The 23,428-nt window shown below is 64.1% G+C and carries 21 protein-coding genes; 9 read left to right on the top strand and 12 right to left on the bottom strand.

Translation table 11 applies throughout. The features are described from left to right. Nucleotides 1–93: 93 nt before the first annotated feature. Both BLQ58_RS06600 and BLQ58_RS06595 read right to left on the bottom strand, forming a co-directional pair. Complete coding sequence (locus BLQ58_RS06600) at nucleotides 94–1,065, bottom strand: TRAP transporter substrate-binding protein (RefSeq protein ID WP_092595728.1); 972 nt, start codon at nucleotides 1,063–1,065, stop codon at nucleotides 94–96. Nucleotides 1,066–1,198: 133 nt separating this feature from the next. Beyond that, complete coding sequence (locus BLQ58_RS06595) at nucleotides 1,199–2,569, bottom strand: amidase (protein ID WP_092595726.1); 1,371 nt, start codon at nucleotides 2,567–2,569, stop codon at nucleotides 1,199–1,201. Nucleotides 2,570–2,774: 205 nt separating this feature from the next. On the opposite strand from BLQ58_RS06595, the gene BLQ58_RS06590 reads away from it, so the two are divergent. Further along, nucleotides 2,775–3,371, top strand: a complete 597-nt coding sequence (locus BLQ58_RS06590; RefSeq protein ID WP_092595724.1) for a winged helix DNA-binding protein — start codon at nucleotides 2,775–2,777, stop codon at nucleotides 3,369–3,371. Nucleotides 3,372–3,643: 272 nt separating this feature from the next. On the opposite strand, the gene BLQ58_RS29405 is transcribed toward BLQ58_RS06590, so the two are convergent. Beyond that, nucleotides 3,644–3,790, bottom strand: coding sequence for a hypothetical protein (locus tag BLQ58_RS29405; RefSeq protein ID WP_254775858.1), 147 nt, complete (start codon nucleotides 3,788–3,790; stop codon nucleotides 3,644–3,646). Here BLQ58_RS29405 and purL point away from each other — a divergent pair. Then, the gene (gene purL, locus BLQ58_RS06585) at nucleotides 3,728–7,714 is read left to right on the top strand and encodes a phosphoribosylformylglycinamidine synthase (RefSeq protein WP_254775847.1); all 3,987 of its coding nucleotides are present in this window, start codon (nucleotides 3,728–3,730) and stop codon (nucleotides 7,712–7,714) included. The two genes, BLQ58_RS29405 and purL, sit on opposite strands and share 63 nt — an antisense overlap. Nucleotides 7,715–7,776: 62 nt before the next feature. On the opposite strand, the gene BLQ58_RS29060 is transcribed toward purL, so the two are convergent. The 8 genes from BLQ58_RS29060 to BLQ58_RS06550 all read right to left on the bottom strand — a co-directional run bounded on the left by BLQ58_RS29060 (nucleotide 7,777) and on the right by BLQ58_RS06550 (nucleotide 12,843). After that, nucleotides 7,777–7,914, bottom strand: coding sequence for a hypothetical protein (locus tag BLQ58_RS29060; protein ID WP_175459852.1), 138 nt, complete (start codon nucleotides 7,912–7,914; stop codon nucleotides 7,777–7,779). A 41-nt stretch (nucleotides 7,915–7,955) separates the two neighbouring features. Next, nucleotides 7,956–8,399, bottom strand: a complete 444-nt coding sequence (locus BLQ58_RS06580; RefSeq protein ID WP_092595720.1) for a hypothetical protein — start codon at nucleotides 8,397–8,399, stop codon at nucleotides 7,956–7,958. 163 nt (nucleotides 8,400–8,562) lie between these two features. Then, the gene (locus BLQ58_RS06575; protein ID WP_254775830.1) at nucleotides 8,563–8,898 is read right to left on the bottom strand and encodes a hypothetical protein; all 336 of its coding nucleotides are present in this window, start codon (nucleotides 8,896–8,898) and stop codon (nucleotides 8,563–8,565) included. A gap of 206 nt (nucleotides 8,899–9,104) precedes the next feature. Then, the gene (locus BLQ58_RS06570; protein ID WP_092595716.1) at nucleotides 9,105–9,899 is read right to left on the bottom strand and encodes a peptidylprolyl isomerase; all 795 of its coding nucleotides are present in this window, start codon (nucleotides 9,897–9,899) and stop codon (nucleotides 9,105–9,107) included. A gap of 35 nt (nucleotides 9,900–9,934) precedes the next feature. Beyond that, on the bottom strand, nucleotides 9,935–10,219 hold the full coding sequence (locus BLQ58_RS06565) for a BolA family protein (RefSeq protein ID WP_092595714.1): 285 nt from the start codon (nucleotides 10,217–10,219) through the stop codon (nucleotides 9,935–9,937). A gap of 47 nt (nucleotides 10,220–10,266) precedes the next feature. Next, nucleotides 10,267–10,821 (bottom strand): septation protein A, encoded by a 555-nt coding sequence (locus BLQ58_RS06560; protein WP_092595712.1) that lies wholly within the window; start codon nucleotides 10,819–10,821, stop codon nucleotides 10,267–10,269. A gap of 94 nt (nucleotides 10,822–10,915) precedes the next feature. Beyond that, complete coding sequence (msrB, locus tag BLQ58_RS06555; protein ID WP_092595710.1) at nucleotides 10,916–11,323, bottom strand: peptide-methionine (R)-S-oxide reductase MsrB; 408 nt, start codon at nucleotides 11,321–11,323, stop codon at nucleotides 10,916–10,918. Nucleotides 11,324–11,361: 38 nt separating this feature from the next. Further along, the gene (locus tag BLQ58_RS06550) at nucleotides 11,362–12,843 is read right to left on the bottom strand and encodes a protein adenylyltransferase SelO (protein ID WP_254775846.1); all 1,482 of its coding nucleotides are present in this window, start codon (nucleotides 12,841–12,843) and stop codon (nucleotides 11,362–11,364) included. Nucleotides 12,844–13,236: 393 nt separating this feature from the next. On the opposite strand from BLQ58_RS06550, the gene BLQ58_RS06545 reads away from it, so the two are divergent. The 6 genes from BLQ58_RS06545 to BLQ58_RS06520 all read left to right on the top strand — a co-directional run bounded on the left by BLQ58_RS06545 (nucleotide 13,237) and on the right by BLQ58_RS06520 (nucleotide 20,137). Further along, a complete protein-coding gene (locus BLQ58_RS06545) occupies nucleotides 13,237–14,862 on the top strand; it encodes a 3-(methylthio)propionyl-CoA ligase (RefSeq protein ID WP_029051202.1) in 1,626 nt (541 codons plus the stop codon). A 162-nt stretch (nucleotides 14,863–15,024) separates the two neighbouring features. After that, a complete protein-coding gene (locus tag BLQ58_RS06540) occupies nucleotides 15,025–16,284 on the top strand; it encodes a branched-chain amino acid ABC transporter substrate-binding protein (RefSeq protein ID WP_029051201.1) in 1,260 nt (419 codons plus the stop codon). A gap of 105 nt (nucleotides 16,285–16,389) precedes the next feature. Then, complete coding sequence (locus tag BLQ58_RS06535; protein WP_029051200.1) at nucleotides 16,390–17,337, top strand: branched-chain amino acid ABC transporter permease; 948 nt, start codon at nucleotides 16,390–16,392, stop codon at nucleotides 17,335–17,337. A 3-nt stretch (nucleotides 17,338–17,340) separates the two neighbouring features. Then, nucleotides 17,341–18,654: a branched-chain amino acid ABC transporter permease gene (locus BLQ58_RS06530; RefSeq protein WP_029051199.1), complete on the top strand. Its 1,314-nt coding sequence runs from the start codon at nucleotides 17,341–17,343 to the stop codon at nucleotides 18,652–18,654. Further along, complete coding sequence (locus BLQ58_RS06525) at nucleotides 18,651–19,427, top strand: ABC transporter ATP-binding protein (protein WP_029051198.1); 777 nt, start codon at nucleotides 18,651–18,653, stop codon at nucleotides 19,425–19,427. Before BLQ58_RS06530 ends, BLQ58_RS06525 begins: the two co-directional genes overlap by 4 nt. Next, the gene (locus BLQ58_RS06520; protein WP_029051197.1) at nucleotides 19,424–20,137 is read left to right on the top strand and encodes an ABC transporter ATP-binding protein; all 714 of its coding nucleotides are present in this window, start codon (nucleotides 19,424–19,426) and stop codon (nucleotides 20,135–20,137) included. The genes BLQ58_RS06525 and BLQ58_RS06520 overlap by 4 nt, the downstream gene beginning before the upstream one ends. Nucleotides 20,138–20,179: 42 nt before the next feature. Here BLQ58_RS06520 and BLQ58_RS06515 read toward each other — a convergent pair whose 3' ends face one another. Then, nucleotides 20,180–21,529, bottom strand: coding sequence for a dicarboxylate/amino acid:cation symporter (locus tag BLQ58_RS06515; protein ID WP_029051196.1), 1,350 nt, complete (start codon nucleotides 21,527–21,529; stop codon nucleotides 20,180–20,182). A gap of 393 nt (nucleotides 21,530–21,922) precedes the next feature. Between BLQ58_RS06515 and BLQ58_RS06510 the strand changes: the two genes are divergently transcribed. Then, nucleotides 21,923–23,428, top strand: a complete 1,506-nt coding sequence (locus tag BLQ58_RS06510) for a DASS family sodium-coupled anion symporter (RefSeq protein ID WP_029051195.1) — start codon at nucleotides 21,923–21,925, stop codon at nucleotides 23,426–23,428.

Below are 23,428 nucleotides of genomic sequence, written 5' to 3'. Positions count from 1 at the left end.
GAACTAGCCCGGCGCGATGCCCAGGGGCATGCGCGCCGGGCCGGTGGAGCAACACGCGTGGCGGGCGTGCGGGCCGTGGCCGGCTTGTCTGCCTTATTTGCGATAGGCGTCGAGGATGGCCTTGCCGTCGTCGCCCGCGCTCCGGGCCCACTCGCTCACCATGACGTCGCCCACCTTCTGCATGTCACCCTTGAGCTGGGGGGACGGCGGGGCCACGGTCATGCCGTTCTTCGACAGCGTGCCCAGGTATTCCTTGGTCTTCTGCTCCGATACCTGCCAGCCGCGCTTCTCGGCGTCGGCCACGGCCTTGAGCAGGGCGTCCTGGGTGGGCTTGTCCAGCGCATTGAACGCCTTCTTGCTGACCACCAGCATGTTCTTGGGCAGCCAGGCATCCACGGTATAGAAGTACTTGACCGACTCCCAGACCTTGGTGTCCACGCCGGTGGCGCCCGACGACATGAAGGAGTTGACCGTGCCCGTGGCCAGCGCCTGGGCCAGGTCGGCCGCCTGGATCGTCACCGGCTGGGCGCTGACGAGTTCGGCGATCTTGGAGGTGGCCGGGTTGTAGGCGCGCCATTTCAGGCCCTTCATGTCGGCCGCGCTGTTGATCGGCTTGTTCGCGTAGATGCCCTGCGGGGGCCAGGCCACCGCGTAGAGCAGCTTCATGCCCTGGCGGTCGAGCACCTTGTCGGTGACCGGCTTCGAGGCTTGCCAGAGCCGGTACGAATCGGCGTAGCTGGTGGCCAGGAATGGCACCGCATCGACGCCGAACACGGGATTTTCGTTGGCCAGCAGCGACATCAGGATCTCGCCCATCTGCACCTGGCCGGTCTGCACGCCGCGCTTGATCTCGTTGGCCTTGAGCAGCGAGCCGTTTGGATGGATGACGATCTTGAGCTTGCCGCCGGTGGCCTTTTCCACGTCGTTGGCCATCTGCTGCAGATTTTCGGTGTGCAGGTTGGTGGCCGGGTATCCGGTTGGCAGGTCCCACTTGGTATCCGCCCGTGCCGCCGTGGCGGCCAGCAGCAGTGCCGCCGCCGCGACTGCCATTGCCTTGACTCGCATCTCGATCTCTCCTGGTGTTGCGCACGGGCGGCCTGCCCGGCTGCGCGGGTTTGGAACTACCTGGAACTGCCGCCGCGCCGGACTGAAGGTCTGAGCCACAAGCGCGGTACTGCGGTCACGGCGCGGGCCTGGCTCAGCCTGCGTGCTGTGACGGTCGAACGATCGATTCCAATGCAAGGGCCGTGCCCAGCAGGTGCGCGTCGCGCATCGGGCCGTGCGACAGCATCAGCCCGACCGGTAATTCGTCCGGCGCCTGGCACGGCAGCGACACAGAGCAGCCGTCCAGGAAGTTGAAGGCCGACGTATTGCGCAGCAGCAGCGCGTTGGTGCGGAAGAACAGGGCATCGTCGGCCACCAGCGGGGCAATCGGCGGGGCCACCATCGGCACGGTCGGGCAGACCACGGCATCGAACGGTGCCAGGCGGGCTTCCATGCGGGCAATCCACTCCAGCCGGGCGCGGTGCAGCGCGATGTAGTCGGCCGCGCTCATCGCGGCACCGCGCTCGATACGGCTCAGCACGCGCGGGTCGTAGCGGTCGCGATGGGTGGCCAGCAGGGCGCGGTGATGGGAAAAGGCCTCGGGTGCCGAAAATCCTCCGGTCGCGTTGAGGCCGGCCAGTTCGGCAAGTTCGGGCATGTCCACGTGTTCCACGCGTACCCCGGCCGCCGACAGCCGGCCAATGGCGCGGTCGAAGGCACGCGCCACCGCGTCGTCCATGTCGTCGAGCACAAGCTGGCGCGGAATGGCCAGCCGCAGGGCAGCAGGCGTGGCGATGGCCGGGATGACCGCTGCATCGGCGATGACGCTGTCCACGGCAATGCAGTCGGACAGCGTGCGGGCCATGGCGCACGCTGTGTCCAGCGTGTAGGAGAGCGGAAACGCGCCAGCCAGTGGCACACGGCGCGCGGTGGGCTTGTAGCCGGTGATGCCACACAGGGCGGCCGGAATCCGGATCGATCCGCCCGTGTCGCTGCCCAGGGCCGCCACGGCCGTGCCCAGCGCGACGGAAACCGCTGCGCCCGACGAAGAACCGCCCGGAATGCGCGGCGTCGCGTTGTCGCACGGATTGACCGGTGTGCCGAAATGGGGATTGATGCCGACACCCGAGAACGCGAATTCGGTCATGTTGGTGCGGCCAACCAGGGCCGCCCCGACCCCGCGCAGCCGGGCTACCACGGCGGCGTCGGCCGTGGCAGGCGCGGCATCCGCACGGGCCGCGGACGCGGCGCGCGTGACCTCGCCGGCCACGTCGTACAGATCCTTGACCGAAACGGGCAGGCCGGCCAGCGGATGCAGCGGCTTGCCGGCGCGCGCCGCGGCGTCGGCGGCATGCGCCACATGGCTGGCGGCATCGAAGGTGGTGTGAAGATAGACGGCCTTGCCGGCGGGGCCCCCGGCCCGGGCGGCCGCTTCGGCGATCAGGTCCGCGCGGGACGTCTTGCCGGTGCGCAGGCGGGTGTGGATCGATTCAAGCGATTCAAGCGGATCGGGATGAGGCAGCATGCGGCGGCGTGACGATGAAAGGCGTTGCGGAACCGGACCGCATCCACGCATTGCCTCTGTGAATTAAGGTGTTCATGCTGAGAATTCGCCGATAAACTGTCAAGCCGAAATTGCCCCAACCCGCTTCGGGCTTTCACCTATCGCCACCGTGGCCACCTTGGCCATCACCCCGTTGCACCCGCCGACCTCACTTGGAGACCCATCCATGGCCCGCAAGCCCGCCCCGGAACGCCACGCCGATGCCGCCGAGGGCGCCAATCCGGACGCCGCCGGGCGGACCGCGCCGCTGGCCCGGGCCGCCGGCGTCAACATCGTGTCATCGGCGCACCTGGTGTCGGTGCGCAGCCCGGAGCTGTCCGAGTTCGAATTCGGCCTGAATACGGCGTACAACGCCTATAGCCGCTGGGTGGTGCGCTGCATGGGCGCGGCCGGCGTGCGCGATTTGACCTTTCTGGATGTGCTGGTGCTGCACCACGTGAACCATCGCGGCCGGGCCAAGCGGCTGGCCGATATCTGCTTCGTCCTCAACGTCGAGGACACCCACCTGGTCACGTATTCGCTGAAAAAGCTTGTGGGTCTGGGGCTCGTGGCCGGCGAGCGGGTGGGCAAGGAGGCCACCTACGCCACCACGCAGGCCGGCACCGAGGCCTGCGCCCGGTATCGGGAAATCCGCGAGCAGTGCCTGACCAGCAATTTCACGGAAGGCAGCGATGAAAACGTCGAAATTGGCGAACTGGCGCGTCTGCTGCGCGTGCTGACCGGTCTCTACGAGCAGGCGGCGCGCTCCGCCACGTCTCTCTGACGGCATTTCAGGAGATTTCGGACGGGTTTCGGGTGAAAATTGGCCACTTTCGCGTGACTCGGAAGTCAGGCCGCGACGGACGGACCTCGCCCTAATGTGACGGATGCGCCACCGGGCAGGGTAAATCGCGGCCCGTTGTCCGATTTTCCCGGGGCTGTCCGTCCGCGCCACATTGCGCAATGCAAAAAGCGGCCGCCAACAAGGTACAATAGCGGTTTCCCGCCTGCCGGCATTCCATTCAGCAGTGCCAGCCGCCGTTTAGCCTCACCTTCCTACGCCTCCTGACCGTACCGATCATGGCGCATTTCTCGTGCTTCCCCGGCGCTTTGGCGCTTTCCGCTTTCCGTCAGCAACGCCTGCTTGCCGCCCTGCAACAAGTCGACGCCGATATTGAGTCCGTGCATGGCCAGTTCGTGCATTTCGTCGATTCGGACACGCCGCTGTCCGCCGAGGACCAGACGCGCATCGGCGCGATGCTGACCTATGGCGCGCCGTTCACGGCGCAGCCCGAGGGCGACCGTTTCGTGGTGATTCCGCGTTTCGGCACCATTTCGCCGTGGGCAAGCAAGGCCACAGATATCGCCCATAACTGCGGCCTGACCCACGTGCACCGCATCGAACGCGGCATCGAGATCACCGTGGTCTGCAAGAAGGGCCTGCTCCGCGGCCGCAAGACGCTGGACGCCGGCACCCGTGCCGCCGTGGCTGCGCACCTGTTCGACCGCATGACCGAAACCGTGATCGCGTCCCGCGAGGAAGCGGCCGGCCTGTTTCAGGAACTGCCCGCCAAGCCGCTGCAGTTCATCGACATTTCGGCAGGGCGTAGCGCCCTGATGGACGCCAACACGGCCATGGGCCTGGCGCTGTCGGACGACGAAATCGACTATCTGCTTGAAAACTACGGCAAGCTCGGCCGCAATCCGACGGACGTCGAGTTGATGATGTTCGCCCAGGCCAACAGCGAGCACTGCCGTCACAAGATCTTCAACGCTACCTGGACCATCGATGGCGTGACGCAGGACAAGTCGCTGTTTGCGATGATCCGCAACACGCACCAGCTGAATCCGCAGGGCTCGATCGTTGCCTATTCGGACAACTCGGCCGTGATGGAAGGCGACGTGGCCGAACGCTGGTTCCCACGCGGTGCGGACCAGAAATATGGCCGCCACGAGGCGCTGACCCACACGCTGATGAAGGTGGAAACGCACAACCACCCGACCGCGATCTCGCCGTTCGCGGGTGCCTCGACTGGCGCCGGCGGCGAAATCCGCGACGAAGGCGCCACGGGCCGTGGTGCCAAGCCCAAGGCCGGCCTGACCGGCTTCACGGTGTCGAACCTGATGCTGCCCGACGCCGTCGAGGGCTGGGAAAACGCCCGCGACGCCGCCCAGCCGGTGGCCCATCGCAACCCCGACGACAAGCCTGGCGTGACCGGCAAGCCGGACCGCATCGCCTCGCCGCTGCAGATCATGATCGACGGCCCGCTGGGCGGCGCCGCATTCAACAATGAATTTGGCCGCGCCAACCTGGGCGGCTACTTCCGTGTCTACGAGCAGAACGTGGGCGGCACGGTGCGCGGCTACCACAAGCCGATCATGATTGCGGGCGGCATCGGCAATATCGACGCCGGCCACACGCACAAGAACCCGCTGCCGGCCGGCACGCTGCTGATCCAGCTTGGCGGCCCGGGCATGCGCATCGGCATGGGTGGCGGTGCCGCAAGCTCGATGGCGACGGGTACCAACACGGCCGACCTCGACTTCGATTCGGTGCAGCGTGGCAACCCCGAAATGGAGCGTCGTGCCCAGGAAGTGATCAACGCCTGCTGGCAACTGGGCGAAGACAACCCGATCCTGTCGATCCACGACGTGGGTGCGGGCGGTATTTCGAATGCTTTCCCGGAATTGGTCGATGGTGCCGATCGCGGCGCACGCTTCGAATTGCGCCAGGTGCACCTTGAAGAGTCGGGCCTGTCGCCCGCCGAAATCTGGTGCAACGAGTCGCAGGAACGCTACGTGCTGGCCATCGCGCCGAACGACCTGCCGCGCTTCCAGGCCATGTGCGAACGCGAACGGTCGCCGTTCGCCGTGGTGGGTATCGCCACCGAGGAAAAGCAGCTGCAGTTGGTGGACGCCGATGTGGACGCTGCGCTGAAGGAGCACTTCACGGTCAACATGCCGATGGATGTGCTGCTGGGCAAGCCGCCGCGCATGCACCGCGACGTGCAGCGCATCGAGCGCGAACTGCCGCCGGTGGACGTGACCGGCATCGCCCTGGAACAGGCCGTGAGCGACGTACTGCGCCACCCGACCGTGGCCAGCAAGTCGTTCCTGATCACCATCGGCGACCGTACCGTGGGTGGCATGAACGCACGTGACCAGATGGTGGGTCCGTGGCAGGTGCCCGTGGCAGACGTGGCGGTCACCACGCTCGACTACAAGGGTCGCGCTGGCGAAGCCATGACGATGGGCGAGCGCACGCCGCTGGCCGTGATCGATGCCCCGGCCTCGGGCCGCATGGCCATCGGCGAGGCGCTGACGAACCTGGCGGCCGCCCCGGTCAAGGACCTGAACAAGGTCAAGCTGTCGGCCAACTGGATGGCCGCCTGCGGCGTAGCCGGCGAAGACGCGAAGCTGTACGACACCGTGCATGCCGTGGGCATGGAACTGTGCCCGGCGCTGGGCATCAGCATCCCGGTAGGCAAGGATTCGCTGTCGATGCGCACCAAGTGGTCCGATGCCGATGGCGACAAGGAAGTGGTGGCGCCGGTTTCGCTGATCATCTCGGCGTTTGCCGCAGTGGATGACACCAACAGGACGCTGACGCCGCAGCTGCGTACCGACCTGGGCGATACCACGCTGATCGCCATTGACCTGGGCCGTGCGAAGAACCGTATGGGCGGCAGCATCCTGGCCCAGGTGACGCAGCAGGTGGGCGACAGCGCGCCGGACGTGGACAGTCCGGAAGACCTGAAGAACTTCTTCAACGTGATCCAGCGCCTGAACCGCGACGGCAAGCTGCTGGCCTATCACGACCGCTCCGACGGCGGCTTCATGGCAACCGTTGCCGAAATGGCCTTCGCCGGCCGTACGGGCGTGTCGCTCAATGTGGACATGCTGACGCTGGACCCGAACCAGGAACAGGACTACGGCGACGCCAAGAACTGGGCGCAGCAGGTTGCCGAGCGCCGCAACGACCAGACGCTGCGGGCGCTGTTCTCCGAAGAACTGGGCGCCGTGATCCAGGTGCGTGCCGAAGAGCGCGATGCCGTATTCGCGGTGCTGCGGGAGGCCGGCCTGTCGGCGTGCAGCCACGTGATCGGCAAGCCGAACACGAATGACCAGATCGAGATCTATCGCGACGCGAAGAAGGTCTTCGGCGCTGCCCGTGTCGATCTGCAGCGCACCTGGACCGAGGTGAGCTGGCGTATCGCGCGCCTGCGCGACAACCCGGCCTGTGCCGACAGCGAGTACGACCGCGTTCTTGACGCCGCCGATCCTGGCATCAGCCCCGTTCTGACCTTCGATCCGGCGCAGGATATTGCTGCACCGTTCATCGCCACGGGCAACCGTCCGCGCGTGGCGATCCTGCGCGAGCAGGGCGTCAATTCGCAGATCGAGATGGCCTACAGCATGGACCTGGCCGGCTTCGAGACGGTGGACGTCCATATGAGCGACCTGATTGCCGGTCGCGCCACGTTGGCGGATTTCAAGGGTTTCGTGGCCTGCGGCGGCTTCAGCTACGGTGACGTGCTTGGCGCTGGCGAAGGCTGGGCCAAGACGATCCTGTTCAACGGCCAGATGGCGGAGCAGTTCGCGGCGTTCTTCAACCGCCAGGACACTTTCGCGCTTGGTGTTTGCAATGGCTGCCAGATGCTGAGCAACCTGGCCCCGATCATCCCGGGCGCCGGCGCATGGCCGAAGTTCACGCGTAACCAGTCCGAGCAGTACGAAGCACGCTTCGTTACGGTGGAAGTGCAGCAATCGCCGTCGATCTTCTTCGCCGGCATGGAAGGTAGCCGCATCCCCATCGCCGTGGCGCACGGCGAAGGCTTTGCCGATTTCTCGCAGCAAGGCGATATCGCGAAGGTGGACGTGGCGCTGCGCTTTGTCGACAACCGCGGTGTCGTGACGCAGACCTATCCGCTGAACCCGAACGGCTCGCCGGAGGGCATCACGTCGGTGACGACGGTTGACGGCCGCTTTACCGCGCTGATGCCGCACCCGGAGCGCGTGTTCCGTACCGCCACGATGAGCTGGGCGCCTGACGCCTGGAAGGACATCCCCGACGGTGGCAGCCCATGGATGCGCATGTTCCGCAATGCGCGCAAGTGGGTCGGTTGATTAAACCTGCTGCTTCGAACGAAACGCCCGCGCAAGCGGGCGTTTTTGTTAGGGTACGGAGCTTATGCGAGGGTGCGACGGTACCATTCGCAGGCGAGAATGGTTAACGCCGCGTAGGCAACCATTCCCCATCCGATGCGTCGTGCCAATTTCATCTGAAAGGCATCGTCCTCGAATAGGCGCGTCAAGAATTTCTCCATGGTCTTCTCCTGTTTGAAGGCGGATAGAACTGTCGAGCATCTCAGGGACCGTTGCCGGTGAATGCCAATTGGCCATAGGCATACACCACGGCCGTGGTGCAACTGAGGAAAACGGACAGGAAGAGCATCAGGTTTGCCCGTGCCTTGTTCCGACGACTTCTGGGATAACTGTCCAACGTACCCAGTAGCACGAGCACGGAGCCTGCAACGATCATCGAGACATGCAGGCAAAGTAGAAACCACGCGTCGGGCCTGGACCCGCCGGTCTGGTCAATCCAGCACGCCAGCCCATAACACGCGCTGGCATTCAGCGGAATTGCCGCCCACAGCAACTGCCCATCCTGAATCGCCCTCCGCACGATGCCCTGGCTGCGTGAGCGCGAGAACACCGGCACCTTCGCAAAGGGCAGCAGGGCGAACGGCGCCAGCAGCGGAATCGCCACGTTGAAAACAAACCAGCCGAACAGTTCGGATACGCCTGTCATACCGCTCCCTGAAAGCCATTGGACAAGGCTGCGTGTGGGGCAATGCATGCCCTCACGTTCACAACGCAGTGATCCTAGGCTTCGAAAACGGGTGCGCCAAGAGCGCTTTTGTGAACTTGTGTGTCCAGAAAACCGGCGCTTGCTTCAGGTCATGAGAAAGGTCTCAGACTGCAACAGGAGTGGGGAGGTAGGCAGGATTTTCGCCTGTTTGCGGCAGATGGGATTGCTGCGTGCGCAGGCGTTCGCTCCATGGCAGGTAGCGGGAATAGAGCAGCCGCATGCGGTCTGCGCCGGGCGGCACGGGGATTTCGCCACGCACTTCCATAAACGCGACGGTCGCTTGCAGCAGCTTTGACTGGGCGTAGCGGTCACGCGTCGGAAGGTGGGGATGAAGTTCGCGCCAGCGGCCGCCGGTGCATTCGATATGGGGCATGCCTAGCGCGCAGTAGACCATCCCACTGGAATAGAGATGCCACATGTACCAGTAGCCGCTCGTCATGCCCATTGCGATATGCCCTTGATCCTCGCGCTCGATACCTTGCCGGGACGGGTGTCCGGCTTCGTCGAGCTCTCCGATATTACTGAGGCCAGAGAAGCGATGGAACCGGCAAACTGCACCAGAATGTTACCGAGCGCGCCAAAGCGCACCCCAAAACAAAAACCGGCGCACACGCGCCGGTTTTCGTTTGCAGCAAAGCAAAGGGATTACTGGATTTTTGCCTTGTCCTTGAGCGACTTCATCATCGCCTGGAACTGCTCGCGCTGCCATGCCTGGTCGCCCATCAGCATCTGCTGGAGCTGCGGCTTCACTTCCTCGAACGTCGGGATCTTCTGGTCGCGCACGTCCACGAGTTCAATGATGTGCCAGCCGAACTGGGTCTTGACCGGCGTATCGGTCATCTGACCCTTCTTCAGGCCGGTCATGGCCGCTGAGAATTCCGGCACGTAGCTGCCGCTGTTGGCCCAGTCCAGGTCGCCGCCGTTGGCTGCCGAGCCGGTGTCCTTCGACGATGCCTTGGCGACGTCTTCAAACTTGGCGCCGCCCTTGATCTTGGCGATCAGTGCCTTCGCGTCCGCTTCCTTTTCTACCAGGATGTGGCGGGCGTGGTATTCCTTGCCATTGCCGAACTGGCCCTTGATCTTCTCGTATTGCTTGCGCAGTTCGTCGTCGCTGGCGCCATGTGTCTTGACGTAGTCCTCGAACACCGCACCCGCCAGCACGTTCAGGCGGGCCTGTTCGAGCTGGTCCTGGACGTCGTCGCGTTGCAGGATGCCGCGCTTGGAAGCTTCCTGCACCAGCAGTTCCCGGTCGATCAGCATGGTGCGGGCACGGTCGCGCAGTTCGGGCGAGGCGGGCTGGCCGGTGCCGGCGATCAGCTTGTCCACCTTGGCCGACGGGATGGGCTTGCCATTCACAACGGCGGCGTTCTGGGCGAACACGGGCAGGCTGCCAGCAGCAAGCACAGCCGCCAGGCTGAACGAGAGGACGGTGGTCTTCATGGAGTCAGGTCTGAGAGTAGCGAGAGCGCGTCGCGTCATGCTTCGCGGGATTGATATTCTTGGTCGGTGTACGCGCTGACGGCCAGCGCATGGATCTGCGCGGGGAATAGTTCGCGCAGCGCATCATACACCATACGGTGGCGGGTCACGCGCGAATGGCCGGCGAACCGGTTGCTGACGATCAGAACGTTGTAATGGCCCCCACCCGACGCCGCGCCGGCATGGCCCGCATGGGCCGCGCTGTCGTCGTGGACGTGCAGGTGGGAGGGTTCGAGCGCCGCACGCAGCAGCGCGTCGATGGTGGCGGGATCGGCTGCCATCGGTTAATCCTTCGGGAGTGTGATCGGGGGCGGCAGGGCGGCTGCGCTTATTCGGAGCGGCCTTCCTGCGACGGGCTTTCCTCGATGTGGCGCGACAGCCAGATGCTCTGCGCGACGATGAAGACGACCATCAGGCCCATGCTGCCGAACAGCTTGAAATTGACCCAGGTATCGGTGGAAAACTGATAGGCCACGTAGAGGTTCAGCACGCCCATCGCGGCGAAGAACGCGGCCCATGCGACGTTGAGGCGGCCCCACATCGCGTCCGGCATCGTGACCTGCTTTTCCATCATGGCGCGGATGAGGTTCTTGCGCCAGCCGATGACCGAGCCGATCAGCGTGACCGCGAACAGCCAGTACAGCACCGTGGGCTTCCACTTGATGAAGGTTTCGTTGTGCAGAACGATCGTCGCGCCGCCGAATACGCCGATGATCAGCAGGCTGACCCATTGCATCGGTTCGACCTTGCCATGACGGATGCGCACCCACGCGATCTGCAGCACCGTTGCCACAATGGCCACCGCGGTGGCCGGATAGATGCCGAACAGCTTGAAGGCGACAAAAAACAGGATGACCGGGAACAGGTCGAACAGGAATTTCATGCGGACCAAATCAGGTTGGCGAACCCGGCCGGCGGCCGGGCGCGCTGGCGATCCGCGAGGCGGATCGGGCGTGGCGTCCGGTGTGCGGGTGGCGTCACCCGCGATCAGCCGGATCGCGATCGTCGAATTTTAGCGCAGCCGAGTTGATGCAATAGCGCAGACCGGTCGGGGCGGGGCCATCCTCGAAGACATGGCCCAGATGGCTGCCGCATTCCTTGCAGCGGACTTCCACCCGCGTCATGCCGTGACTGTGGTCAACGTGCTCGGCAATCACCTCGCCGTTGATCGGACGGAAATAGCTGGGCCAGCCGCAACCGGCGTCGAACTTGGTGGCCGACTCGAACAGCGGGGTGCCGCAGCCTACGCAGTGGTAGATGCCCTGGTCCCAGTGGTCCCAGTAGCGGCCCGTGAACGGGCGCTCGGTGGCGGCCTCGCGCGTCACGCGGTACTCGATGTCGGACAGCTGTTCACGCCATTCGGCGTCGGTCTTGGTGGTGGTCATCTCGTTTCCTTGTTGCGATCCCGGGCAGTCTGCCGGACTTACGACGAACAGCTGACTTCGAGTCCCGACGCCCAGTCGGGCGGCAGGGCGGCATAGTGTTCCGCACCCGGCTGCTCGTCGAAGGGCGTGGACAGCACGGCCAGCAGGCGGTCCACTTCCGAGAAGTCCTTGTCGCGCGCGGCACGGATCGCGGTTTCGGCCAAATGATTCCGGAGCACGTATTTCGGGTTGACTTGCCGCATTGCAACCCCGCGCGCGGCGTCGTCGGACTGTTCCGCTTGCAGACGTGCGCGGTATTCGGCGGCCCACGCGTCCCAGGCCGCACGGTCCAGGAACAGGTCGCGCACGGGCGCATCGCGCGATCCGTCCTGCGACCCCACCTGGGCCAGGTTGCGCCAGAACAGCGTGTAGTCGACGCGATTGGCGTGCATCACACGGAACAGGTTCGTCATCAGCGTCTCGTCCTGGTCATGCGCGGTGCGCAGGCCAAGCTTGGCGCGGTAATGGCGGAAGAAGGCCTCGGCATAGCGGTCGCGGAAGGGGTCGAGCGCCTCGCGAGCGGCCTCCACGGCTGCGTCCTTGGCCGCTTCGGCATCGGCGGCATCCGCTTCGCGCCACAGCGGCAGCAGCGCCTGGGCCAGGCAATGCAGGTTCCAGAACGCGATCTGCGGCTGCTGGCTGTACGCGTAGCGACCCTGCTGGTCGGAATGGTTGCAGATGTGGTTCGCGTCGAACGCATCGAGGAAGCCGAACGGTCCATAGTCGATGGTCAGGCCCAGGATCGACATGTTGTCGGTGTTCATCACACCATGACAGAAGCCGACGGCCTGCCAGTGCGCCACCATGTCCGCCGTGCGCAGCGATACCTCGCGCAGCAGCGCCTGGTAAGGGCTGGCAGCCTCGCGGCAGGCGGGATAGAAGCGGTCGATCACGAAGTCGGCCAGCTGCTTCAGCGAGGCGTGGTCCTCGCGGGCAGCGAAATGCTCGAAATGGCCAAATCGGATGAAGCTGGGTGCCAGCCGCGTGACCACGGCCGATGTCTCGATGGTTTCCCGCCGCACCGGAGCATCGGACCCGATGATCGCCAGTGCCCGGGTGGTGGGCACGCCCAGCGCATGCATGGCTTCCGAGCAAAGGTACTCACGGATCGACGAGCGAAGCACCGCGCGGCCATCGGCCATGCGCGAGTAGGGGGTCAGGCCGGCGCCCTTGAGCTGAATCTCCCACGGGCCGTCGGGCATCGTGGCTTCGGCCAGGCGGATGGCGCGGCCATCGCCAAGCTGCCCGGCCCAGACGCCGAACTGGTGGCCCGAATAGACCGTGGCCAGCGGATCGGCCCAGTCAGGCACCGCGTTGCCGGCGAAGGTGTCGACAAACTTCGGATCCTGCGTGGCGGCGCGCAAGCCGCCTTCATCCCATCCGAGCAGGGCGCCAGCCTCGGGGGCTATGCTGACTACATAAGGCGAAGGCAGGGCGGTCGGAGCCAGCCGCGTAAAAAACCGTTCGCCCAATGCCGCCATGCCGGGTGCGGTCGTGAACGGCACGGGGAATGCAATACGCGGCAGGGCGTCGTTGGAATCAGTAGGCATAGACGGCGTGCATGACGCTAGGGGAAAACGACATATTGAGACGCATGAGGGCTCGCAGTATTGTACTTGCACCGGTTTTCTCCTGCCGGCCAAGGGTTGTCCGCTGCTCGCAGACCAGTCAAAAAGCGATGCAAATATTGGACATCAATCCCGTGCATGGCAGGGTCCGCGCGTAGGTGCGAAGAGAGCGCGCCCACTACGCGTCAGTCCACCAACAACACCAACAAGTTTCTTCATTTTTTGTCGATGCTTTTGCAGGGTGTGGGATAGTCGGCCAAAAATAAGAACGGTTGTTCGTTTTTCCCGAACCAAGGAGACCGTTTCATGGCATTGATGGGTCAAATGATGAGCGCGCCGCTGCTCATTTCCTCCATCATCAAGCACGCTGCGCGCTATTACGGCAGCACCGAAATCGTCTCGCGGCGAACCGAAGGCGATCTTCACCGATATACCTACCGCGATTGCGAACTGCGTGCCCGCAAGGTAGCCCAGGCGCTGGAGGCGTTGGGCGTGGCGCAGGGCGAGCGCGTAGGCACGCTGGCCTGGAACGGCTACCGGCACCTGGAGATCTACTACGGTGTGTCGGGCATGGGCGCCGTCTGCCACACGATCAATCCGCGGCTGTTCCCGGAGCAGATCGCCTACATCGTCAATCACGCAGACGACCAGTTCATTTTCTTCGATGCCACGTTCCTGCCGCTGGTGGAAGGCGTGGCGCCGCACTGCCCGAACGTGAAGGGCTGGGTCATGATGACGGACCGCGCGCATATGCCGGCGGAATCGAAGATTGACCTGCTGTGCTACGAAGACCTGATCGACGCCCACGACGGCGCCTACGAATGGCCGGAATTCGACGAAAACCAGGCGTCGAGCCTGTGCTACACGTCGGGCACGACCGGCAATCCGAAGGGGGCGCTGTATTCGCACCGCTCGACCGTGCTGCATTCCTATGCGTCGGCGCTGCCCGACGCACTGGGCTGCTCGGCCAAGGACGTGATCCTGCCGGTGGTGCCGATGTTCCATGTCAATGCCTGGGGCCTGCCGTATTCGGTGCCGCTGGTGGGCGCCAAGCTGGTGTTTCCGGGCGCCAGGCTCGACGGCGCATCGCTCTATGAGCTGTTCGAACAGGAAGGCGTCACGTTCTCCGCCGGCGTGCCGACCGTCTGGTTGGGCCTGCTGCAATACGTGCAGGCGAACAAGCTGAAGTTCTCCACCTTCCGCCGGACGGTGATCGGCGGCTCGGCCGCGCCGCCGGCGATGATCCGCACGCTAGAGGCATTCGACGTGGAGGTCATCCACGCCTGGGGCATGACCGAGATGTCGCCGCTGGGCACGTCCTGCAAGCTGCTGGCCCGCCACAAGGACCTGCCCGAGGACGCCCGGCACAAGATCCTGGAAAAGCAGGGCCGGGTGATCTACGGCGTGGACATGAAGATCGTGGATGGCGAAGGCCAGGAACTGCCATGGGACGGCAAGGCCTTCGGCGACCTGCTGGTGCGCGGTCCGTGGGTGATCGACCATTACTACCGCAACGACAGCAACCCGCTGATCGATGGCTGGTTCCCGACTGGCGACGTGGCCACCATCGACGAAGAGGGTTACATGCAGATCACGGACCGCAGCAAGGACGTGATCAAGTCCGGCGGCGAGTGGATTTCATCGATCGACGTCGAGAACGTGGCCGCGGCGCATCCGGCCGTGCATATGGCCGCGTGCATCTCCGCGTACCACCCCAAGTGGGACGAACGGCCACTGCTGGTGGTGGTCAAGCGCCCCGGCATGGATGTCACCCGCGAGGAATTGCTCGGCTTCTTCGAAGGCAAGGTCGCCAAGTGGTGGATTCCCGATGACGTGGCGTTCGTGACCGAGATTCCGCTGACGGCCACCGGCAAGATGCAGAAGCTCCGGCTGCGCGAGCAGTTCAAGGAATACAAGCTGCCCGGCGCCTGAAGGCCGGACTCCGGCATCTCAGGACCGGCAAGGCAGCAGCAGGCATTTGCGGTGTCCCGCCAAGGCAGTCGGATGGCGGTCACAGCGCAGACGCGGCGGCCCGGCGCGAGGAGGGCACGGGCCGCCGCCCATCGCCAATGACAACAAGTGAAGGAGACAGGTATGACAAGGTTGCGTCCGCTGGTACGAAGTGTGGCTGCAGTTGTTGCTCTGGGTTCCGCGCTGGCATCGGGCGCCGCGACGGCCGATACGGTGAAGATCGCCTTCATCGATCCGTTGTCGGGGCTGATGGCCCCGGTGGGGCAGAACCAGCTCAAGAGCTGGCAGTACGTGGCCGACGTGGCCAACCAGAAGGGCTGGGGCGGGGCGCACAAGTTCGAGGTGGTGGGTTTCGACAACAAGCTGAGCCCGCAGGAAAGCCTGACCATCCTCAAGCAGGTGGTCGACCAGAATATCCGCTACATCGTGCAGGGCAACGGTTCGTCGGTGGGCCTGGCGCTGGAAGACGCCGTGGCCAAGCACAACGAGCGCAACCCCGGCAAGGAAATCGTCTACCTGAACTACGCCGCGGTGGACCCGGACATGACGAACAGCAAATGCAGCTACTGGCATTTCCGGCTCGATGCCAATTCCGACATGAAGATGGAGGCCCTGACCACCTACCTGGCCAAGGATCCCAACGTCAAGAAGGTCTACCTGATCAACCAGAACTACTCGTTCGGCCACCAGGTGGCACGGGCGGCCAAGGACTACCTGAAGCGCAAGCGGCCCGACATCCAGATCGTTGGCGAAGACCTGCACCCGCTGGCGCAGGTCAAGGATTTCGCGCCGTATGCGGCCAAGATCAAGGCGTCGGGCGCCGATACGGTGATCACCGGCAACTGGGGCAGCGACCTGGCCCTGCTGATCAAGGCAGGCAAGGATGCCGGCCTGCCGGTCAACTACTACACGTACTACGCCGCCACGACCGGCGTGCCCACCGCCATGGGGGCGGCCGGCACCGAGCACGTCAAGTACGTGGGCTACTACAACCCGAACAACGCCACCTTCCGGGGCGGAGACATCGTCGAGGGCTACAAGAAGAAGTACAACGACGACTTCTACGTGATGGCGTCGTACACGGGCGTCGCCATGCTGGCCAAGGCCATCAAGGACACCGGATCCACCGATCCGGTCAAGGTGGCCAAGGCGATGGAGGGCCTGAAGGTGGAAAGCATGAATGGCACGGTGGAGATGCGTGCCAGCGACCACCAGGCCCAGCAGCCACTGGTAGTGGCAACCTGGACGAAGGTCAACGGCAAGGACATCAAGTACGACCAGGAAAACACCGGCTATGGCTGGAAGACCAATGCGACGCTTGACCAGTTCGTGGCGGCGCAGCCCACCTCGTGCCAGATGAAGCGGCCGGGCAGCGGAAGCTGACACCGCGGCAGGTGGGAAGGGGTTCCCCGCCGCGCGGGAACCCCTGACAATATGGCTTTTGTCGGGTCAGGCTCCGGCTCCGGGAACAGGCCCTGAGGACTTGCCGTGGAATTCTTCATCATCTCGCTACTGAACGGCGTCAGCTACGGCTTGCTGCTGTTCATGCTGTCATCGGGGCTGACGCTGATCTTCAGCATGATGGGCGTGCTCAACTTCGCCCATGCCAGCTTCTACATGCTGGGCGCCTACTTTGCCTACACCATCGCCACCAAGGTCGGCTTCTGGCCGGCGCTGATCCTGGCGCCGCTGCTGGTAGCCGCTGCCGGGGCACTGGTGGAGCGATTCGGCCTGCGCACCGTCCACAAGTACGGCCATGTGGCCGAACTGCTATTTACTTTCGGCCTGGCCTACCTGATCGAGGAAGGCGTCAAGCTGGTCTGGGGCCTGGCCGCCGTGCCGTACCGCATCCCGGCCGAGCTCGACGGGCCGCTGTTCACGGTCTTCACCTCGTCGTTTCCCAAATACCGCGCATTCATGATGCTGGTATCGCTGGGCATGCTGGTGGCGATCTACCTGGTCCTGACGCGCACCCGCATTGGCCTGGTCATCCAGGCGGCGCTGACCCATCCGGAGATGGTCGAGGCCCTGGGCCACAACGTGCCGCGCGTGTTCATGATGGTGTTCGGCGGCGGCGCGGCGCTGGCTGGCCTGGCCGGCGTGATCGGCGGCAATGCGTTTGTCACCGAGCCGTCGATGGCGGCGGCGGTCGGGTCGATCGTCTTCGTCGTGGCGGTGGTGGGCGGCATGGGCTCGCTGGTCGGGGCGTTCATCGCATCGATCCTGATCGGGGTGCTGCAGACGTTCGCGGTGACGATCGATGCGTCGCTGGCCGGCCTGTTTGGCAGCTTCGGCATGGCCGTCACCGATGCCACGCCGTTCAGTTCGGTCTGGAAGCTCACCGTGGCGCAGGTGGCGCCGGTGCTGCCGTACCTGCTGCTGGTGGTCATGCTGATATTCCGCCCGCGCGGGCTGATGGGCACCCGGGAGAGCTGAGCGATGGAGTCTACGACGATGCAACAAAGCTCCAACCCGGTCGTGACTGGCCGCACCCTGCGTTACCGCCCGTTAAACCTGGCGCGCTGGGTCATCTGGACCACGACGGCGCTGCTGATGCTGGTGATGCCGCTGGCCTTCACGGGCGGGTTCGCGGTAACGCTGATGTCCCAGATGGGCATCATGATCATCTTCGCGCTCTCGTACAACATGCTGCTGGGGCAGACCGGCATGCTGTCGTTCGGGCATGCCGTGTACTCGGGCCTGGGGGCGTTCATCGCGGTACACGTACTGAACATGATCGGCGCGGGCAAGGTCTGGCTGCCGGTGTCGATGCTGCCGCTGGTGGGAGGCCTGGCCGGGGCGTTCTTCGGCGTGCTGTTCGGGTACGTGACGACGAAGAAGTCCGGCACCACGTTCGCCATGATCACAATGGGCATCGGCGAAATGGTGTTTGCCAGTTCACTGATGTTCCCCGATTTCTTTGGCGGCGAAGGCGGGATCTCCACCAACCGCGTGGTTGGCGATCCCTTCCTGGGCATCACCTTCGGCCCGGGCCGGCAGGTGTACTACCTGATCGCGATCTGGTGCTTCCTGTCGATGGTGGCCATGTACGCCTGGACGCAGACGCCGCTGGGCCGCATCGCCAACGCGGTACGGGACAATCCCGAGCGGGTGGAGTTCATCGGCTACAACACCCAGCGCGTGCGCTACCTGGTGCTGATCCTGTCGGCGTTCTTCGCGGGCATTGCCGGGGCGCTGTCGGCCATCAATTTCGAGATCGTGTCGGCCGAAAACGTCAGCGCGGTTCGCTCGGGCGGCGTGTTGCTGGCCGCGTTTATCGGCGGCGCGGGCGTGTTCTTCGGCCCGGTCATCGGCGCCATCGTCTTCACGCTGTTCGCGGTGGCACTGTCGGACCTGACCAAGGCCTGGCTGCTGTACCTGGGCCTGTTCTTCGTGACGATGGTGATGTTCGTGCCAGGCGGCATCGCCAGCCTGCTGCTGATGCAGATGCCGCTGCTGGCGAGGAAGCAGTTCGGCCGCATGCTGCCGTCGTACGCAAGGGCCGGCGTGGCCGGCCTGGTGCTGCTGGCGGCCGTGATCCTGACCGTGGAAATGGTCTACAAGGTGCAGGTTGACAGTGCCAATGGCACGGCGATGTCGTTGCTCGGCGTCGGTTTCGACGCCGGCACGCTGCCGCCGTGGATCGTGGCGGCGGCGCTGTGGGCGCTGGGCTATGCGGCCTGGCGCTGGGCGACGGCGAAGGTGCGCGCCGAACTCGACGCCATCCAGGCGCAAACGGAAGGTCTGGCATGAACGCCGCACTTGAACTTTCGGATGTCCGCAAGCGGTTCGGGCAGACCGAGATCATCCGGGGGGTGACGCTGACCATCGGCAAGGGCGAGCGGCATGCGCTGATCGGCCCGAACGGGGCCGGCAAATCGACCACCTTCAATCTGATCTCGGGCCGGTTCGCACCGACGTCCGGGGCGGTGAAGCTGAACGGCCAGAGCATTGCGGGGCTGCGGCCGTTCGAGATCAACCGGATGGGCCTGTCGCGCAGCTTCCAGATCACGAACATCTTCCACCGGCTGTCGGTGTTCGAAAACCTGCGCTGCGCGGTGCTGTGGTCGCTGGGCTACAAGTATTCGTTCTGGCACCGGCTGTCGGCGTTGCGCGATGCCAAGGCGCGCGCCGACGAGGTGCTGGAACTGATCGGCATGCAGCACCGGCGCAATACGCAGGCCGGCCTGCTGACCTATGCGGAGCAGCGGGCGCTGGAGATCGGCATCACCATCGCCGGCGGCTCCGAGGTCATCCTGCTGGACGAGCCCACCGCCGGCATGAGCCGCTCCGAATCGGACCACGCCGTGGAGCTGATCCGCAAGGTGACGGTAGGCAAGACCCTGGTCATGGTGGAGCACGACATGAGCGTGGTGTTCGGCCTGGCCGACCGCATTTCGGTGCTGGTGTACGGCGAGGTCATCGCCACCGACACGCCTGAGGCCATTCGCAACAACCGCCGCGTCAAGGAAGCCTACCTGGGCACCTCGCTCGACGAACCCGCGCTGGCAGGAGCCCACGAATGAGCAAGCCCATGCTGGAAGTCACCGGGCTGCACGCCTATTACGGAAAGAGCCATATCCTGCACGGCGTGGATGCCCATGTCGACGAAGGCGAGATCGTGGCGCTGCTGGGCCGCAACGGCGTGGGGCGCTCGACGATGGCCAAGGCCATCCTGGGCATGGTCAAGGCGGAAGGATCGGTTCGCTTTCGTGGCGACGAAATCCTGGGCCGCCGTACGTTCGAGATTGCCCATGCCGGCATCGGCTATGTGCCCGAGAACCGCGACATCTTCCCGACGCTGACAGTGCGGCAGAACCTGCTGCTGGGCGAGAAGCGCAATCCGCGCCAGCAGAAGCCGCGCTGGAGCGTGGAGGACATGTACCGCATGTTCCCCCGGCTCAAGGAGCGCGAGAACACGTCGGCAGGCGTGCTGTCCGGCGGCGAGCAGCAGATGCTGACGCTATGCCGCACGCTGATGGGCGACCCCGACCTGATCCTGATCGACGAGCCCACCGAGGGCCTGGCGCCGATGATCGTCACGCTGGTGGGCGAATTCCTCAAGACGCTCAAGGAGCGCGGCGTGTCCGTGCTGCTGATCGAGCAGAAACTGGCCATTGCGCTGGATATTTCGCAGCGCGTCTACGTGATGGGCCACGGGCATATCGTGTTCGAGGGCACGCCCGTGGAACTGAAGGCCAATGCCCAGATCCGGAAGGAGTGGCTGGAGGTGTGAACCGATCGGCTCGATATGCCGCGTGCCCCCGCTGCCGCTGGCCTATCTGTTCCGGGTGTCGGCAGCCGGCATGCGCGCCGCTACCTGATCGAGTACGACCTCCGGCTCATCCGCTTCGATATCGGTCTCGCCGTCAAGCCTGCTGTGCATCCGCTCGACGTCCAGGTCGCCCGTCCACTTTGCCACGACGACCGTGGCGACGCCGTTGCCGATCAGGTTGGTCAGGGCGCGTGCCTCGGACATGAACCGGTCGATGCCGAGAATCAGTGCCAGCCCCGCGACGGGCACGTGTCCCACCGCGGAAAGCGTGGCTGCCAGCACGATGAAGCCGCTGCCTGTCACGCCAGCCGCGCCCTTCGATGTCAAAAGCAGGACCGCAAGCAAGGTAATCTGCTGGGTGAAGGTCATGTCGGTATTGGTGGCCTGGGCGATGAAGACCGCTGCCATGGTCAGGTAGATCGATGTGCCGTCCAGATTGAAGGAATAGCCGGTCGGGATCACCAGGCCCACCACCGATTTGCGGGCGCCCAGGTTTTCAAGCTTGGCCATCATCCGGGGCAACACCGATTCCGAAGACGATGTGCCCAGCACGATCAGAAGCTCTTCCTTGATGTACTTGATGAACTTCCAGATCGAGAATCCATGGAATCGCGCGATGGATCCCAGCACGACGAAGATGAAAAGCAGGCAGGTGGCATAGAACGTCGCCATGAGCTGGCCAAGCTGGAGCAGCGAACTCAGGCCGTATTTGCCGATGGTAAAGGCCATGGCGCCGAACGCCCCGATCGGCGCCACCTTCATGATGTACCCGACGATGGCAAACAGTACGTGCGAGAATTTTTCGATGAAGTCGAAAACCAGCGTGCCGCGCCCACCGAACCTGTGCAGCGCAAAGCCAAACATCACGGCAAATAGCAGCACCTGAAGGATTTCGCCTTTGGCGAACGCATCCACCACCGTATTGGGGATCACGTTCATCAGGAATTCGACCGTGCCCTGCATTTTTCCGGGGCCGGTATAGGCGGCGATGCCTTTGGTATCGAGGGTGGCTGGATCGACATTCATGCCTGCGCCGGGCTTGACGATATTGATGATGAACAAGCCCACCAGTAACGCAATGCTGCTGACGACCTCGAAATAGAGCAGCGCCAGGCCACCCGTTTTGCCGACCTTCTTCATGTCCTCCATGCCGGCGATGCCCACCACGACCGTGCAGAAGATGATCGGCGCGATGATCATCTTGATCAGCTTGATGAAGCCGTCGCCCAGGGGCTTCATGGCCTCGCCGGTCTGGGGAAAGAAGTGTCCAAGAATGACGCCAAGAATAATGGCGGTAATGACCTGAAAGTAGAGAGACTTGTAGAGCGGCTTTGAATGTCCGGCTGTTTCCATGATCGTCTCCATTGCTGGTTCAGTGTCGGAAGCCGGACATCGGCCGCGTCTTGGCCACCTCGCTCGATCCTCGGGCCGCATTCCGGAAACACGCTAAGCCGAGCTTAGTGCCGCGCAGTCGGGATTGGGTATGGACCCAAAGACCTAGAAGCCACCCGCAGATAAGCCGCGCGAGAAAAACGGGCCAGATGGTTGAGTAAAGTGCTTAATGAAGCACGTTATGCCGTCATGTAAGGCGCGGAACGCGGGGTTGCCCGGATGGGAAGTGGACCAAAGTCCATTGCCTGAAAACACCCGACGTCACATATTGGGGGGTAGGGGCCGAGTGGGCCGAGAAAACCGGGTATCGGTGATTCGATGTCGCCGCATCCCGCGCGTGGGAGGTGAAGACCAATGCTGTCCAAGTTGATGGCGATGTATCGCTATTTCATGTCAGTCGTACCGTTCCGGCTGACGCCCGCCATTATCGCCACGGCTGTCCTGGTCACGCTGCTGCTGCTTCCGGCGCCGGAAGGGCTGAAGCCCGAGGCCTGGCATCTGGTGGCGATCTTCCTGACCACGATTGTCGCGATCATCCTTAAGGTCATGCCGATTGGCGTGATGGCCATGATGGCGATCGTGATCGTGTCGCTGGCACAGGTGACATCGCCGACGTCGAAGGGCGCCATTGCCGACGCACTGAGCAGTTTCTCGAATCCGCTGATCTGGCTGATCGTCGTGGCGATCCTGATCTCGCGCGGACTGAAGAAGACGGGGCTCGGGAACCGGATCGGCCTGATGTTCATTGCCCTGCTGGGCAAGCGCACGGTTGGCATCGGATACGGACTCACCATCTGCGAACTGGTGCTGGCACCGTTCACCCCCAGCAATACGGCCCGCGGAGGCGGCATCGTCCATCCGATCATGCGATCGATCGCTGGCGCCTTCGACTCCGACCCGGCCAAGGGGACGCAGGGCAAGGTGGGCACATACCTGGCGCTCGTGAACTACCACGCCAATCCGATTACCTCCGCCATGTTCCTGACCGCCACCGCGCCGAACCCGCTGGTGGTGGATTACGTGGCCAAGGCCAGCGGCCAGGCGCTGCATCTGACGTGGACCACCTGGGCGTTGTGCATGCTGCTGCCGGGCCTGCTCTGCCTGCTTTTGATGCCGCTGATCATCTACCTGCTATCGCCGCCGGAGCTGAAGGTCACGCCCAATGCCGTCGACTACGCCCGGGGCGAGCTGGCGCGCATGGGCCCGTTGAGCGGCAAGGAACGCGTCATGATGGGCGTGTTCGCCATGATGCTGATCCTGTGGGCCAATCTGCCCGCGATGATTTTCGGGCCGGCCTACACGCTGGACCCGACCGTCGTGGCCTTCCTTGGCCTCTTTGGGCTGATCATCACAGGGACGATCGACTGGGACGATGTGCTGTCCGAAAAGAGCGCCTGGGACACGCTGATCTGGTTCGGGGCCCTGGTGATGCTGGCCGAACAACTCAACAAGCTGGGCGTGATCGCCTGGTTCTCGGCCGACATGCGCGACGCCATTTCCGCCAGTGGCATGGAATGGAAGGGGATTGCCGCCGTGCTGGTGCTGGCGTTCGTGTTCTCGCACTACCTGTTCGCCAGTACCACGGCGCATATCAGCGCCATGATGCTCGCATTCCTTACGGTCGGCGCGCATCTGATTCCGCCGGAGTACATCCCGCCGTTCATGCTGATGATGACCGCCGGGTCGGCGATCATGATGACGCTGACCCACTACGCAACCGGCACGTCGCCGATCATCTTCGGCAGCGGCTACGTCACGCTGGGGCAGTGGTGGCGGGCCGGCGCGGTGATGTGCGTGTTCGAACTCGTCGTCTTCGCCGTGGTCGGCGGCCTTTGGTGGAAGGTGCTGGGTTTCTGGTAA

Source organism: Ralstonia sp. 25mfcol4.1 (genome assembly GCF_900104095.1).
In the GTDB taxonomy this organism is placed as follows: Bacteria; Pseudomonadota; Gammaproteobacteria; order Burkholderiales; family Burkholderiaceae; genus Cupriavidus.
The sequence above is the reverse complement of the archived record's forward strand: the minus strand, read 5'-3'. Positions and strand labels throughout refer to the sequence as shown.